14 protein-coding genes are annotated in these 15,017 nt (G+C 44.5%); 5 read left to right on the top strand and 9 right to left on the bottom strand.

All coding sequences use genetic code 11. The features are described from left to right. The first annotated feature begins 145 nt into the window (after nucleotides 1–145). Complete coding sequence (locus tag FN831_RS15540; protein ID WP_142529093.1) at nucleotides 146–874, top strand: polyprenol monophosphomannose synthase; 729 nt, start codon at nucleotides 146–148, stop codon at nucleotides 872–874. 4 nt (nucleotides 875–878) lie between these two features. Here the strand turns inward: FN831_RS15540 and FN831_RS15535 are convergent, their stop codons facing one another. The 4 genes from FN831_RS15535 to proS all read right to left on the bottom strand — a co-directional run bounded on the left by FN831_RS15535 (nucleotide 879) and on the right by proS (nucleotide 4,971). Continuing rightward, nucleotides 879–1,385, bottom strand: a complete 507-nt coding sequence (locus tag FN831_RS15535; RefSeq protein ID WP_142529092.1) for a YdeI/OmpD-associated family protein — start codon at nucleotides 1,383–1,385, stop codon at nucleotides 879–881. A 36-nt stretch (nucleotides 1,386–1,421) separates the two neighbouring features. Beyond that, entirely contained in the window at nucleotides 1,422–2,201 is a 780-nt protein-coding gene (locus FN831_RS15530) for a TIGR02757 family protein (protein WP_142529091.1), read from the bottom strand. 5 nt (nucleotides 2,202–2,206) lie between these two features. After that, complete coding sequence (locus FN831_RS15525) at nucleotides 2,207–3,346, bottom strand: cystathionine gamma-synthase (RefSeq protein WP_142529090.1); 1,140 nt, start codon at nucleotides 3,344–3,346, stop codon at nucleotides 2,207–2,209. A gap of 152 nt (nucleotides 3,347–3,498) precedes the next feature. Next, nucleotides 3,499–4,971, bottom strand: coding sequence for a proline--tRNA ligase (gene proS, locus FN831_RS15520; protein ID WP_142529089.1), 1,473 nt, complete (start codon nucleotides 4,969–4,971; stop codon nucleotides 3,499–3,501). A gap of 93 nt (nucleotides 4,972–5,064) precedes the next feature. On the opposite strand from proS, the gene FN831_RS15515 reads away from it, so the two are divergent. Together FN831_RS15515 and FN831_RS15510 are read left to right on the top strand one after the other, a co-directional pair. Then, nucleotides 5,065–5,973 (top strand): hypothetical protein, encoded by a 909-nt coding sequence (locus tag FN831_RS15515; RefSeq protein ID WP_185960499.1) that lies wholly within the window; start codon nucleotides 5,065–5,067, stop codon nucleotides 5,971–5,973. A gap of 16 nt (nucleotides 5,974–5,989) precedes the next feature. Then, nucleotides 5,990–7,516 carry an OmpP1/FadL family transporter gene (locus FN831_RS15510; RefSeq protein WP_142529087.1) on the top strand — a complete coding sequence of 509 codons (1,527 nt, stop codon included), beginning with the start codon at nucleotides 5,990–5,992 and terminating at the stop codon, nucleotides 7,514–7,516. A gap of 206 nt (nucleotides 7,517–7,722) precedes the next feature. Here the strand turns inward: FN831_RS15510 and FN831_RS15505 are convergent, their stop codons facing one another. Both FN831_RS15505 and FN831_RS15500 read right to left on the bottom strand, forming a co-directional pair. Then, nucleotides 7,723–9,621 (bottom strand): UbiD family decarboxylase, encoded by a 1,899-nt coding sequence (locus FN831_RS15505; protein ID WP_142529086.1) that lies wholly within the window; start codon nucleotides 9,619–9,621, stop codon nucleotides 7,723–7,725. 145 nt (nucleotides 9,622–9,766) lie between these two features. Then, nucleotides 9,767–10,246, bottom strand: coding sequence for a Dps family protein (locus tag FN831_RS15500; protein ID WP_142529085.1), 480 nt, complete (start codon nucleotides 10,244–10,246; stop codon nucleotides 9,767–9,769). Between the two features lie 184 nt (nucleotides 10,247–10,430). Here FN831_RS15500 and FN831_RS15495 point away from each other — a divergent pair, with 184 nt between their 5' ends. Continuing rightward, the gene (locus FN831_RS15495; RefSeq protein WP_142529084.1) at nucleotides 10,431–11,840 is read left to right on the top strand and encodes a LysM peptidoglycan-binding domain-containing protein; all 1,410 of its coding nucleotides are present in this window, start codon (nucleotides 10,431–10,433) and stop codon (nucleotides 11,838–11,840) included. Beyond that, nucleotides 11,815–12,471, top strand: coding sequence for a uridine kinase family protein (locus tag FN831_RS15490; protein ID WP_317132089.1), 657 nt, complete (start codon nucleotides 11,815–11,817; stop codon nucleotides 12,469–12,471). The genes FN831_RS15495 and FN831_RS15490 overlap by 26 nt, the downstream gene beginning before the upstream one ends. 4 nt (nucleotides 12,472–12,475) lie before the next feature. Here FN831_RS15490 and FN831_RS15485 read toward each other — a convergent pair whose 3' ends face one another. The 3 genes from FN831_RS15485 to FN831_RS15475 are packed head-to-tail and all read right to left on the bottom strand — an operon-like array spanning nucleotide 12,476 to nucleotide 14,975. After that, nucleotides 12,476–13,135, bottom strand: coding sequence for a CoA transferase subunit B (locus FN831_RS15485; protein WP_142529082.1), 660 nt, complete (start codon nucleotides 13,133–13,135; stop codon nucleotides 12,476–12,478). Between the two features lie 14 nt (nucleotides 13,136–13,149). Continuing rightward, nucleotides 13,150–13,851: a CoA transferase subunit A gene (locus FN831_RS15480; RefSeq protein WP_142529081.1), complete on the bottom strand. Its 702-nt coding sequence runs from the start codon at nucleotides 13,849–13,851 to the stop codon at nucleotides 13,150–13,152. A gap of 29 nt (nucleotides 13,852–13,880) precedes the next feature. Then, nucleotides 13,881–14,975 (bottom strand): PQQ-dependent sugar dehydrogenase, encoded by a 1,095-nt coding sequence (locus FN831_RS15475; RefSeq protein WP_142529080.1) that lies wholly within the window; start codon nucleotides 14,973–14,975, stop codon nucleotides 13,881–13,883. Between the last annotated feature and the right edge of the window lie 42 nt (nucleotides 14,976–15,017).

The raw sequence follows: 15,017 nt of genomic DNA, 5'->3' as shown, positions 1-15,017 counted from the left end.
CCCGCGTTAACCTGTTTACCGCGGGTTCTTTTGTATAAAAACGATGTGCAGCAAGGATTAAAAATCTGTTAAAATCTTTTATAACTTATAACCTTTCATTTATATTCAATACTTTCGCGGAAGTATTATCAGAATTATTTTTAAAGTGTCAGACAGCTTAATCATCATCCCCACCTATAACGAGAAAGAGAATATTGAAAAGATTATCCGTAAGGTATTTAATCTCAATTTCACTTTTGAGATTTTGATTATTGATGATGGTTCACCTGACGGTACGTCAGATATCGTTAAAATGCTTCAGAAAGAATATTCGGGGCTGCACCTGGAAGAGCGTACCGGCAAGCTGGGTTTAGGCACAGCATATATTCATGGATTTAAGTGGGCGCTGAAAAATGCATATGAATACATTTTTGAGATGGATGCCGATTTTTCACATAATCCGGAAGATCTCTATAAACTTTATACAGCGTGTAAGAATGGCGCACATGTAGCTATAGGCTCGCGTTACGTCAATGGTGTGAACGTAGTGAACTGGCCGATGAGCAGGGTGCTGATGTCTTATTTTGCATCCATGTATGTGCGTTTGATTACCCGGATCGAAATTCAGGATGCTACTGCCGGTTTTAAATGTTACAAAAGAATAGTGCTGGAGACTATTCCTTTAGACAAGATCAAATTTGTGGGTTATGCCTTTCAGATTGAGATGAAGTTCACGGCGATCAAATATGGTTTTAAGGTGGTGGAAGTACCCATTATTTTTACCGACCGTACAGAGGGGACATCCAAAATGAGTACCAAAATTTTCAGGGAAGCCTTTCTGGGCGTTATCCAGATGAAGATCTGGAGCTGGTTTAGAAAGTACGACAGAAAGTAGATTTTCAGCTCTCCCTGTTGCTTCTGATCATCGTGCCAAAATCCATCTGTTTATCCATAGCCACAACGATCTGTGTAAGGCGCTTGATACGGGTAGGTTCTGTTTTAGCCGTATTGAGCCAGTTGATATAATAGTTTTGATGTCCCTTGGGCAGTTTCATAAAGTTTTCCATGCAATGCCGCTCTTCCAGCAGGCACATTTCCAGATCTGCGGGCATCTCTACCTTGAATTCTTTGTCTTCCTCCAGCTCAAGATGCAGTACCGCACCTTCTTCTTTTTTTAGTTCTTTGCGCAGGCTGGCTTTGAGGGCAATGATAAAGTTACCCTCGCCCATTGGAGTTAAAGCAAGCCCCCTGATTTCTACAGCATCCAATCGCCCCTTTACCCGGTAGCTCTTTTTGCAGCCGGCCTTGATCTGGTTTGCTACAGCCGCAGGAATAAATACGAAAGTCCAGCCGGTTTTCTCGCCCATTTTTTCGTAACGCTCTATTTCTGCTTCAAATACGACCATACAAAACTAATTTATAAATTTTTCAGGGATATATGCTTAAAATTTTTCTTCCACTCCCAGTCCGAATAAAGCAAAATCATATTTTACCGGGTCCTGCGGATCAAACTTCCGCAGCTCTTCTGTCAGCTCCACGGCAGTTCTCCAGTCGGTCTGCTTCCGCGTGATCAGATCCAGCCGCCTTGCTACCCTATCCACGTGCACATCACAGGGACAAATCAGGTCTGCAGGATGAATGGTATTCCAAACCCCAAAATCCACGCCCATTTTGTCTTTGCGCACCATCCAGCGAAGAAACATATTGAGCCGTTTGCAGGTTGATTTTTGCAGCGGCGAAGAAATGTGCTTTACCGTTCTGCGCGGGGAATCCGGCAGGCTGAAAAAGTAAGACCTGAAATGATTGAGCGCATGTTCTGCGGTAAAATTTTCATGGCTTCCAAAATCGTCCGGCAGGAAAGCTGTTTCCAGACTGTCTGATACGCTGTAATGGTGTTTAAAGAAAGCAATGAAATAGAGCAGGTCTGTATCGTTAAAGGTCCTGTGCTTAAAATTCAGCAGCCGCTTCAGATCCTCATCTTCATGCTGCAGCATAAAATTATATGGATCATTATCCATACGCTGAAACAGCTCTGTGCATTTGTTAATAATCGTTTTGCGCTGCCCCCAAGCCAAAATTGCCGCAAAAAATGCGGCAATTTCGATATCCTGTTTTTTAGAAAACCTGTGGGGAATACAAATCGGATCATTGGCAATAAAAGCAGGCCTGTTATACTGGACAACTTTGAGATCCAGAAAATCTTTTAATTCTAAAAATTCCAATTTCTTTATTTAAGTGCTTGTTCCAAATCAGCTAGCAAATCATCAATATCCTCTACACCAACGCTGAGGCGAAGAAGATTGTCAGTTACCCCTACCTTCTCGCGTTCTTCCTTTGGGATAGAACCATGGGTCATCGATACCGGGTGATTGATCAGCGACTCTACCCCACCCAGCGATTCTGCCAGTGTGAATACCTTGAATGACGAGGCGATCCTGTACGTTTCGGCCAGGTCAGCGCCTTTCAGTGTAATAGAAACCATTCCACCAAAACCACGCATCTGCTTTTTAGCGATATCATGGTTAGGGTGATCCTCAAAACCCGGCCAGTAGATCTTGTCAATCTTTGGATGAGTTTTAAGAAATTGAGCTACCTTTTCACCGTTTTCGCAATGCGCTTTCATCCTCAGGTGCAAAGTTTTAATTCCTCTTAGTACCAGGAACGCATCCTGCGGTCCAGGAGTAGCACCACAGGCGTTATAGATAAACCACAGGTCTTTGTATAAGCTGTCGTTGTTTGTAACCAGGGCACCCATCACTACATCAGAGTGGCCGCCAATATATTTTGTAACAGAATGCATCACGATATCAGCGCCCAGATCAAGCGGGTTTTGCAGGTAGGGCGAAGCAAAGGTATTGTCAACCGTTAAGATCAAACCTTTCTCTTTCGTAATCCTGGCTATTCCTTCAATGTCAACGATTTGCATCGTAGGATTGGTAGGTGTTTCTATCCAAACCTGTTTGGTATTTTCGTTGATATAGGGAAGGATATTTTCAGGTTTTGAAAGATCGAGGAAATGGAATTTAATACCATATTTTGCATAAACCTTGGTGAAGATCCGGTAAGAACCACCATAGAGGTCGTTGCCAGTAATCACCTCATCGCCCGGCTGCAGTAATTTCATCACCGCATCAGTTGCGCCCATTCCCGAAGAAAAGGCCAGCCCATGTTTACCGTTTTCCAATGCTGCAAGACACTTTTCCAGCGCCTGGCGCGTAGGGTTTGTACCTCTTGAATATTCAAAACCCTGATTATCGCCCGGAGCTTTTTGCCAGTATGTAGAGGTTTGATAGATCGGGGTCATGACTGCTCCTGTTGAAGGATCAGGTTCCTGACCTGCATGTATCGCTTTAGTTGCAAATTTCATGTTTTTTCTTTTTAATTGTTATCGCATTTATGCATAGCGCAGCCCTCAATTACCGGCCCCGCTTCATATCAGGCCGGTTCTGTACACCAAAATACCGGCAAGGGCCTGTGCCATTTTGGCAAGCTCGTCCCGCAAAAAACAGCAGGTCTTACTTAGTAAGCACGCGCAAATAAAACGCGCTGAACCGATGGTTTTCCTGAATAGATACAAACTCCGTCTTCCAGTTTGTTATCCAGAGGAATACATCTGATCGTAGCTTTCGTTTCTTCTTTTATTTTTTGCTCAGTTTCCGGCGTACCATCCCAGTGCGCAGTAATAAATCCAGCCTTTGTATCCAGCAGCTCTTTAAATTCCTCATACGAATTGGCAGGCGTAATATGTTCTGCCCTGAAATCCGCAGCCTTGTTATAGATATTGGTCTGTATGTCGCCCAGTAGTTGCGCGATATACATATCAAGGCCTTCCTGGCCCACTGTGCTTTTTTCTCTGGTGTCCCTTCTTGCCAGTTCAACCGTTTTATTTTCCAAATCACGGCCACCTATAGCTAAACGTACCGGTACACCTTTCAGTTCATACTCAGCAAATTTAAATCCGGGACGTTGTGTGTCCCTGTCATCGTATTTCACCGAAATACCAAGTTTCCTCAATTTAGGCATTAGTTCATGAACAAATGAAGAGATGTTTTTGAGGTCCTCATCATTTTTATAGATCGGCACGATCACTACCTGTATTGGCGCAAGCATCGGCGGAAGTACAAGTCCCTGGTCGTCACTATGCGCCATGATCAGCGCACCGATCATACGTGTAGACACACCCCATGAGCTGGCCCAAACATGTTCCTGTTTTCCCTCTTTGCTGGTGAACTTAACATCAAAGGCTTTAGCGAAATTTTGTCCCAGGAAGTGTGATGTTCCGGCCTGAAGGGCTTTTCCATCCTGCATCAGTGCTTCAATACAGTAAGTATCCAATGCGCCCGCAAAACGCTCATTAGCAGTTTTCTTACCTTTTACTACCGGCAGGGCCATCCAGTTTTCTGCGAAATCTGCATACACATCCAGCATTTTTTCTGTTTCTGCTACAGCTTCTTCAGAGGTTGCATGCGCGGTATGTCCTTCCTGCCACAGGAATTCTGCCGTACGCAGGAATAAGCGCGTGCGCATTTCCCACCTTACCACGTTAGCCCACTGGTTGATCAGCAGAGGCAGGTCACGGTAAGACTGTACCCAGCCTCTGAAAGTGTTCCATATAATAGTTTCAGACGTGGGCCTTACGATCAGTTCTTCTTCAAGTTTGGCATCAGGGTCAACAATAATGTTGCCTTCTCCGTCATTTTTAAGACGATAATGTGTCACAACAGCACATTCTGTCGCAAAGCCTTCCACGTGCGCCGCTTCCTTCGAGAAAAATGACTTCGGGATGAATAACGGAAAGTAGGCATTACTATGGCCTGTATCTTTAAATTTCTGGTCTAAAACGGCTTGCATTTTTTCCCAAATCGAATAGCCATAGGGTTTTATCACCATACACCCCTTCACTGCTGAATGTTCCGCCAGGTCGGCCTTTATAACAATGTCGTTATACCACTGGGAATAATCCTCGTTCTTACTTGTAATACCTTTGCTCATAAATGATTGGAATGCTTTTTGTGTTAAATAACTTGCATGATAGGTTGCAAATTTATAAATTTATGCCTACGAAAAAAATTGTTTACACACACAATGAACTCACATATTATGAAACCTAACCATTTATTATCCAGTATGCTGGTGATTGGGGCGATTGCCCTGTCATCCTGCGGTACTCAGCAGATGGCCCAGCAAGCGCGCAATGACGATGACGTTTATGGTACAAAAGCACAGGCTGTAGAGTATACAGCGCCTGTTCCTGCGCAATATTCACAAACGGTTGATAACGGTTATAATGATCAGGATGATTATTATAGCAGCAACGATGAGTATGCAGACATGAGCTATTCTTCAAGAATTAACAGATTTTATTACGGTAGCCCGTACAGAGGTTATTATGATTCATATTACGGAGGTTATTCGCCATATTATTCCGGTATAGGCTTTGGCCTAGGATTTGGCTACGGCAGCCCATGGTACGGCGGATACGGCGGTTATTATGGCGGAGGCTTTGGCCTGGGCTGGGGCGGCTACGGTGGCTGGGGTTACGGAGGTTTCTATGATCCCTTCTCTCCATGGGGCTACGGAGGTTACTATGGTGGCCTTTGGGGCGGATATGGTGGCTATTATGGCGGTTACTACGGCGGACTTTGGGGCGGTGGATACTATGGCGGCGGTTACCGCAACAGTACTTACAGACCAAGAGGCGGCAGAGGCAGCGAAAATGCGATCTACAACGGTGGCAGATCGGGCTACAATGGCAACGGATCAAGAGCTTATTCATCAGGTTATGGTGGCAGGGGCGGAAGAGGCAGCGGACCAGTCTATAACAATGGAAGCTCTAACACCAGATCAAACGGACGTCAAAGTTACACTCCGGACAGAAGCAATTACCAGCAGCAATCCAATGGCAGAACATCAGGCGGCTATAGTGGCGGCGGTGGCTATGGTGGCGGTGGCGGCAGATCATCAGGCGGCGGTCGCGGAGGCAGAGGTAATTAATAATCTAAAAATCTAAATGAAAAAATTCATTCAACTATTAGTAGTAGCTATAGTAGGTACTACAGGTAATATATATGCCCAAAACGGAGTATACGCGGGCGATGCACTCAGATTTTCACGTACTGATTACGGAACTTCCTCACGTTTTAAAGGATTAGGCGGTGCACAGATCAGTTTAGGTGGCGACATCAGCTCTATCGGCGGTAACCCTGCAGGTTTGGGTATGTTTACCCGTTCTGAATTTAGTGTAACTCCTGAATTCAATAATATTCAGTCGAAAGCCAGCTTCCTTGGGCAGCAGACAAAAGACAGTAAAAACCAGTTCAACCTGAACCAGGCAGCTGTTGTTTGGTATAATCCGGTGGTCAAACCAAAAGGTTCTGACCTGAACAAAGGTGTACTGAGCTTTGTATGGGGTATTGGTTACAATAGAAACAATGATTTCTATCAGAATACATCTTATCAGGGAAGAAACACCAACAGCTCTATTGCTGATGCATGGGCAGAACGGGCAAATGGATTTACCCCATCGCAAAATGCCGGATTCATTGAAGGTGATGCATATGATTCATATTTGATCAACCAAACAGGTGGGGTCAATGGTTCAACTTATGCGCCAACAACAAGCCAGACCAATAACCAAACGCAAACTGAAGTAAGACAGGGTTCAACATCTGAATTCAATTTTGCAGGCGGTATGAATATCTCCAACAAACTTTATTTAGGTGCGAGCATTGGTTTTGTAGACGTACGCTATACAAGCGATAAACTTTACACTGAGTCGGGAACGATTGTAAATCCAATTATCCTTGGAGCTGGTGAAACTGCTACCCCACCTGCCGTTGGCGAAGCATATAACTTAGGTTACAGGACTTACCAGAGCACCAGCGGATCAGGAATCAACGCACGTTTGGGAGCTATCTACAAACCAACTGATATTATCAGGATTGGTGCAACCTTCCAGTTACCTACATGGATGCATGTAGAAGATGATTATTCTGAGATACTTGAAACGAGCTATTCAGGCGGTGCCTTCTTTAACGGTAACTCGATCAATTCTAACTTCAACTACAACCTTCGTACTCCTTATAAAGGATCACTTGGTGCAAGTGTGATCATCGCTAAAAATGCTTTGCTATCTGCTGATGTTGATTATGTTGACTACGGAACTACGCATTTCTCAGAAAGCGATGGTTACAGAGATCAGATTGATGACAATAATGCTTACATCAAACAAAACTACACGAGTGCCTGGAACTACAGGGTTGGTGGTGAGTACAGGATCCAGAGCTTTAGCTTAAGAGCTGGTTACGGTATCAACGGAAGCCCTTATAAAAATGATAACGACAATACTTTCCAGGTTAAGACCTATTCAGGTGGTATCGGTTACAGATTTAGCGCGTGGTATGTGGATGCTGCTTATCAGCGCAATGAAACCACTAATACATTCAGCCCTTATGAATTGAATGATTTCAGTGAACCTATCGCTACTTCAAAAATAGCAAGGAACAATGTATTTTTAACATTAGGAGTGAAATTCTAAATAAAGTTAATTTGATCAAAAAGGCCCCTCGCAAATTTTGTGAGGGGCCTTTTTTATATATTCTATTTGTTCCGCCCAGGCTTTTGAGCTATCTCTTTCTCAGTATCGTTCGCTCAGATTGGATATCAGCTGCCGGATGATATCATCACAGTTATAGCTAAGCAATCTGCAAATAACATCGTGATCAGCAGCTAAAATGGTTCAAACTAAATCCCAAATCTTTCAATCCGTTTCTCTACTTCAGGGTCTTTGATCAGTTCTGGCGCATGATGGGGCTTTTTCCTTGCGTCAATAATCAGCGGGCCGGTACAACCCCAATGCTTATCTTTTGTCGAAGATCCAATTCCATAAATATCTGCAGCGGGATTGCTCCTGGTAAAAGTTACCCACACAAAGTTATTGATGGTTTCGGCAACAAATTCTGCGTCATCACACAACACAATCAGTACCAATCCTTGCATTGGCAGTGAACCAATCTGCTCATTTAGTGCAGTGATCAGTGTTTCGGTATGCGCTGCATCCTGATACGCCGGTGCCTTGATCGTCATTACACCAGGCATCGCCATACGGTAACCGACAGCATTCCGGGGCATGATTGAATCTTCAGGAATGCGAGAATCTCTAGACATGGCGGAATATGGAGATAAGGCAGAATCCTCAGAAATAGCAAAAGCTTCAGGAAGTGCAAACCCTGCCGGCACAGCCGCGGACAGCACCCTTTTCATTTCTCCTGCAGCGGCAAAAACCACTTTAGAACCACTGTTTAAACCTTCACCGCTATAATCCAGTGTATCAATAGTGGTCTGCGTATAAAAATGAAGATCTCTTCGCAAATCTATCCGTGATAAGATATGATGCAGGAAAACCTCAATATCGTGCGTGTCCAGATCTTCATTGTCTTCGCGCGCAGCAATAAATACGTATTTAGCCAGGCTCAACTGGTTCTTCCCCAGAATGTGATTGGCAATGGTCAGGATTTCCTGCGGCCTGCGCTCCTTAAGGAATGGCGTATACCTTTCGCTTCCGATCGCAAATAACAAGGGATGAACTCCCGCAGCATCCACAGCATTCACCTCCTTAAGGCCGTGAATTTCCTGTGGCAGTGCCGAGCCCGTGATCTCATGGATCAGTGCCCCGAAACTGGTATCTTCCTGCGGAGGGCGGCCTACTACTGTGAACGACCAGATCGCATCTTTTTTATGATATACGTTATGAACTTTTAATAATGGAAAAGGATGGGTCAAACTGTAATAGCCCAGGTGATCCCCGAAAGGCCCCTCAGGTTTGTTCGCTCCGGGCTGTACTGTACCTGTGATCACGAAATCCGCATCTGCAGAGATGCAAAATCCTTCATCGTCATAAAAATAACGGAACCTGCGGTTACCGAGGGCACCTGCAAAGGTCATCTCAGACAATCCTTCCGGCAAGGGCATCACCGCCGCCAAAGGATGCGATGGTGGCCCGCCCACAAAAATACTCACCTTTAAGGGTAAACCTTTTGCATTGGCCTTGCTCTGGTGCACACCAATACCCCGGTGGATCTGGTAATGCAAACCGATCTCCTGATCCTGGATGTAATCGTTGCCTGCCAGCTGAATCCTGTACATCCCAAGATTTGCATTCATCACTCCTGGCTTGTCCACATCTTCGGTATATACCTGCGGCATGGTAATAAAAGGACCGCCATCCATGGGCCAGTTTACAATCTGGGGTAGCTGACTGATGGTAGTTTTCTCAAAGGCCGACTTAAACATTTGCTGCTGCATAGGCAAAGCAGAAAGTGCGGTAAGGCCGGAGCCTGCAAATTTGAAAGGGTTCTTTAATGCCTTTACCGGATCAGAACGGAGGTCGACCAGCTGCCCTACACTTTCCAGGCTGTCGCGGAACATAAACTTAGACCGCTCCAGCGTACCAAACAAATTGGATACTGCGGGGAAAGAACTCCCTTTGATCTTTTCAAAAAATAGTGCCGGCCCCTGCTGTTCATATACCCTCAAATGTATGGCTGCCATTTCCAGGTAAGGATCAACTTCTTCTTTTATACGTATCAAATGGCCATGTTTCTCTAAATCAGCAACACATTCGGCCAGGCTTTTATATCCCATCAGGTGTAAAGGTATGAAGTATTTTTATCGGTGTATTCCGTAAAAAAGAAAAACCATGCGTTGTGCATGGTTTTTCGTATTGGATAATAAACAGTCCTGTTTGCAAACCTGATCTTGTAGCACCCTGTTTGACCGGAAAGTCTGATTATTTTTTACCTGCAAAAGAGCGCAGCATCCAGGTATTTTTCTCTTTATACTGCATGAATTTATTAACCATATCATTGGTTCCGTCATCACCTGCTTTTTCAGAAGCTTCCATGATATCACGTTCCAGCTGAATCAATAAAGCCATATCATCAAGAAGGGCATCAACCATTGCCAGGTCCTGTAATCCGATCGTATTGATCTCTTTGATCACAGATTCTGCAATATAATCTGCAAAACGGCTATGTGGCGGTTTGCCCAGGGTAAGTACACGTTCTGCGATCTCATCAATCGTTTCCTGTGCATTGGTATATAATTCTTCGAATTTAACGTGCAAGGTAAAGAAATTCTGCCCCTTAACATTCCAGTGGCATCCTCTTAATTTTTGATAGTGAATGTGGTAGTTTGCAAGATAATCATTCAGTAAATCTACAACTGGTTTCACTTCTTTCTCAACCAAACTAATTTCTTTAGCGTCCATAATATTTTATGTTTTTGTTTTGTTTTGTTAACCTATGATCAATAAACAAATATACGCATTAAATGGTTTTTTTTAATATAAGGGGATGGCAATAGACACCCCCAATTGTCGTTTAATATTCATAATGCGGGCTCTTATATATTATTTCGTATAATTGCCTAACTAATCATTCATAAGGACGTTAATGCATAGATATTATATACTGGCGATATTTGCCATTTTCCTGAATTTATCTGCAGCCAAAGCTGATCATCTGAGAGATTCAATAGGCGTTGAAAATTCAAAGGGCAAAAAAATCATTCTCCACCAGGTAGTAGCCAAAGACACCTACTACTCGATTGGCAGAAGGTACAGCATCAGCCCAAAAGTGATCATGACCTATAATGATGATAAATTTTTATCGCTTGGCGTCATCATTAAAGTCCCAACAGAGATACCATTTTCAGCACCTGCACCTACTGGCAGAAACGGAAACAATGCTAAAACGTCAGCAGCAGGGAATAATACACCCGGAGCTCCTGTTCCGGGCAACTCCGGTTCAAATAATCCAGCAACAAATAACCCATCTTCGGGCACATCTGCAGCAGAAGACAATACTACATTAATTGAGCATGCTGTGCAGCGTAAGGAAAACCTGAATATGCTTGCCAATAAATACGGTACTACTGTAGATGAGATCAAACGGGTAAACGGCCTGAGATCTATTAATCTCCAGATTGGCCAGGTATTAAAAATCCCTGCGAAAGCAGGAACGGCAACTGATGAAGTTTCAGAAACTGAAAAACCTGTTCCGGCCGCCAGCAACAGCAAAACTGCTGATAAAGCCACTGCTTTAGGCAATGCCGCGGCAACTGTAGCTGCACCGGCTGCCGCCAACCGGGCACCAGCAAATACACCGCCCGTAAATGCGCCGGTAACAACCGCTGCTGTACAGGGACAGTATAAAAAAACTGATACATCAAAAAAAACTGAGGCTGCTGCCACTAAAGCTGACCAGATCGCTAAACAGGTAGTTCCGGCCGCAGCGCAGGAAGGCCCGGCCGCCAAAGACGTGCTGGTAGTACATACCGTGGCTGGCAACGAGACTATGTATTCGATTGCCTCAAAATATAACCTCACCCTTGACCAGCTGAAAGCTAAAAATAACCTGACTACCAATTCACTGTATGTTGGCCAGAAATTACTGATCAGCGGCCAGTACCCTGTAAAAGGAGATCGTGCAGGCGACACAGCCGAAACCGATCCTGACTCAGCAGATGTAGTGAAAAACCCTTCTCTGCGCTTGCCTCCCAGCCGTTACGGATTGAGCCAGATGGATGAAAAAGGTACCGGCGTATGGATCATTGATCCCGATCTGGACTCCTCAAAAATGCTTGTTCTGCACCGTACCGCACCTATCGGAACGATCATGAAAATCACCAATCCGATGAGCAACAGATCAACATTTGCCAAGGTTGTTGGTAAATTTACAGAGAATGAGTCCACAAAAGATGTTATAATTGTAATGACAAAAGCGGTAGCTGATGCTCTAGGTGCATTAGACAAGCGTTTTTTGTGCAATTTAACGTATGGTGGACAAGCGAATGAACAATAACAAGCCTTATATTATAGGTGTTGCAGGGGGGAGCGGCTCTGGTAAAACTTTTTTTTTGAAATGTTTTCTACATCATTTTACTGCCGAAGAAGTCTGCCTGATTTCACAGGACGATTATTACCGGGCTAAAGAACTTCAGAAGATCGATGAAAATGGCTGGATCAATTTTGATGTCCCCGAAGGCATAGATGACGAGAAGTTATTAAATGATCTTCAGCTACTGATCTCCGGCGGCTCGATCGAGAAAAAAGAATACACTTTTAATGTGAATGAAGAGAATGCACGTCTCCTGAATATCACTACTGCACCAATCATTATCGTAGAAGGCCTTTTTGTATTCCACTACCCTGAGATAGCAAAATTATTCGATCTCAAGATCTTTATGGATGCTGATGAGGAGATTACACTCAACCGCAGGATTTCCCGTGATGAAATGGAACGCGGTTATACGCGTGACATGGTCATGTACCAATGGGTAAACCATGTAATGCCCGCATACAAGCAATACCTTTTACCTTACAAAGAAACCTGTCAGAAGATCATCATGAACAATAAACATGTAGCAGATGATATCATTACGATCTCAAAGGAGATCTCAGACGAGCTGAAAGAGACAGTACTGATCCCGTAAGGGATCAGTTCAATTCCATTTCTTTTACATCCGCATCAGCGAACAATTTTCCGGCGGTAGACTGTCTGATAAAATCAACGCTCACACCGGGTGCCCTTTCGATTAATCTGAAACCACCTTCAGGCAGGATATCCAGTACAGCAAGCTCGGTAACAACCTTCCTGATACAATTTACGCCTGTCAGCGGTAAAGTACAGGCGGGCAGCAGCTTGCTCTCCCCTGCTTTATTGATATGCTGCATGGCAACAATGATATTCTTTGCCGAAGCTACCAGGTCCATTGCCCCGCCCATTCCCTTTACCATTTTGCCCGGTATTTTCCAGTTGGCAATATCTCCGTTTTCCGACACTTCCATGGCCCCAAGGATGGTAAGGTCAATTTTCTGGCTTCTGATCATCCCAAAACTCATTGCAGAATCAAAGATTGAAGAGCCCGGCAGTGTAGTGATTGTTTGCTTGCCTGCATTGATCATATCCGCGTCTTCCTCGCCCTGAAAAGGGAAAGGGCCCATGCCAAGCAATCCGTTCTCCGACTGCAGTACCACATTGATGCCCTCCGGAATGTAATTGGCTACCAGTGTAGGAATACCAATCCCCAGGTTCACATAATAGCCATCTTTTATTTCTTTAGCGATACGTTTCGCTATTCCATTTTTGTCTAACATAAAATTCTGATTGATTAGCTGCGCGGCCTGGTGGTGCGCTGCTCTATTCGTTTTTCATAGTCCCTGCCCTGGAAAATGCGGTGAACATATACACCGGGTGTATGAATATGGTCAGGGTCGAGTTCTCCGGCCTCTACCAGTTCTTCCACCTCTGCAATGGTGATTTTGCCGGCCATAGCCATCACGGGATTGAAATTGCGGCTGGTAGAACGGAAGATCAGGTTTCCAGCGGTATCGCCTTTCCAGGCTTTAACCAATGCAAAATCTGCATCAAAAGCATATTCCATCAGGTAATCCTTGCCATTGAAATTCCGGGTTTCTTTTCCTTCAGCAACTTCAGTTCCCACACCGGCAGGAGTAAAAATTGCGGGCATGCCATATCCGGCGGCCATACAGCGTGTAGCCAGCGTTCCCTGCGGGATCAGCTCTACTTCGAGCTCGCCGCTTAAAAGCTGGCGCTCAAATTCAGCGTTCTCGCCTACGTAAGAAGAAATCATTTTTTTTACCTGTCTTGTCTTCAGCATCAGGCCGATTCCAAAGTCGTCCACGCCGGCGTTGTTAGAAATACAGGTGAGTGCTTTCACACCTTTTTTTACCAGTGCGGCAATGCAGTTTTCCGGGATACCACATAGCCCGAAACCACCCAGCATTAAAGTTTTGCCGTCAGTGATATCGCGAATAGCCTCATCAGCCCCCGATACTTTCTTGTTGATCATATATTTGGTTTGAGGGCAAAATTATAGATTTATTTTGAAGATATCTCTATAATTTTATCATTGGTGCCATTGCTTGTGGCGAGGTACACTTTTCCATCGGGCGACTGGCATACAGCCCTGAGCCTGCCAAATGTATTCAAGAAAAAGTCTTTGCTGTCGGCAATCTTCTCTCCTGCATCGTCAAGTTTCAACTGTACCAGCTTGGTGCCTTTGAGGGTAACCATCAGCAGGGAGTTTTTCCATTGCGGGAGATAATCGGAATTGTAATAGGTTAATCCCGAAGGTGCAATAGTGGGTGTCCAGGCCATGAGCGGTTCAGTGATATCATTTGCGGCACAAAAGGCTTTCTCTGTAGTTGTATTGCAAAAACCTTCAATGTTTGGCCAGCCATAGTTTTTGCCTTTTGCAATCAGATTGATTTCATCATCATTATCAGGGCCATGTTCCGAAGAATATAGTTTATTATTGGCGAGCACCAGCCCCTGCGGGTTGCGGTGACCATAACTCCATAGGGGGTTCCCCTGAAAAGGATTATCCTCAGGGATTGTTCCATCAAGGTTCAGTCTGAGGATCTTGCCAGATAGGCTGCTCGTATCCTGCGCATTTGCAGGGGTGTTGGCGTCTCCGGTAGTGATCATCAGCTTCTGATCCGGTGTAATGAGCAACCTGGAGCCATCGTGATTTGAAGATGCCGGGATTTTATCCAGCAGCACAAAAGGTTCTGTTAAAACTCCGTTATTAAATGTAAAACGAACCACTTTAGCCTTGTAATTGGATCCGCTGCCATAGTCGTAAATCACGTAAACGTATGGGTTATTCGTAAATTCCGGATGCAATGCCATGCCCAGCAAACCACCTTCACCGGCACTGGTGACTTCTGTAATCGTATGTACCAGTGCAATGACTCCATTTTTAGGATTCAGGCGACTGATCTTTCCGGATCTTTCAGTAAACCAGATATAACTGTCAGGCCCGTACACCATCTCCCAGGGATAGATGAGCGATTGGGTGAGGACTTCGGTTTTTAAATCCGCGTCTGGTATTACAGTACTGCCATCACCCTTGTTCTTTTCGCAGGCAGACAGGATAAACAGGCTAAAAATCAGAGTAAAGTGTCTTTTCATAGCAGAACGTTTCTGTTACAACACTTCAGTCCGGCAAATGTT

The sequence above is a fragment of the Pedobacter westerhofensis genome, from assembly GCF_900182595.1.
GTDB classification, from domain to species: Bacteria; Bacteroidota; Bacteroidia; order Sphingobacteriales; family Sphingobacteriaceae; genus Pedobacter; species Pedobacter westerhofensis.
Note: the sequence above shows the minus strand (reverse complement) of the source record. Positions and strands in the feature narration are given on the sequence as shown.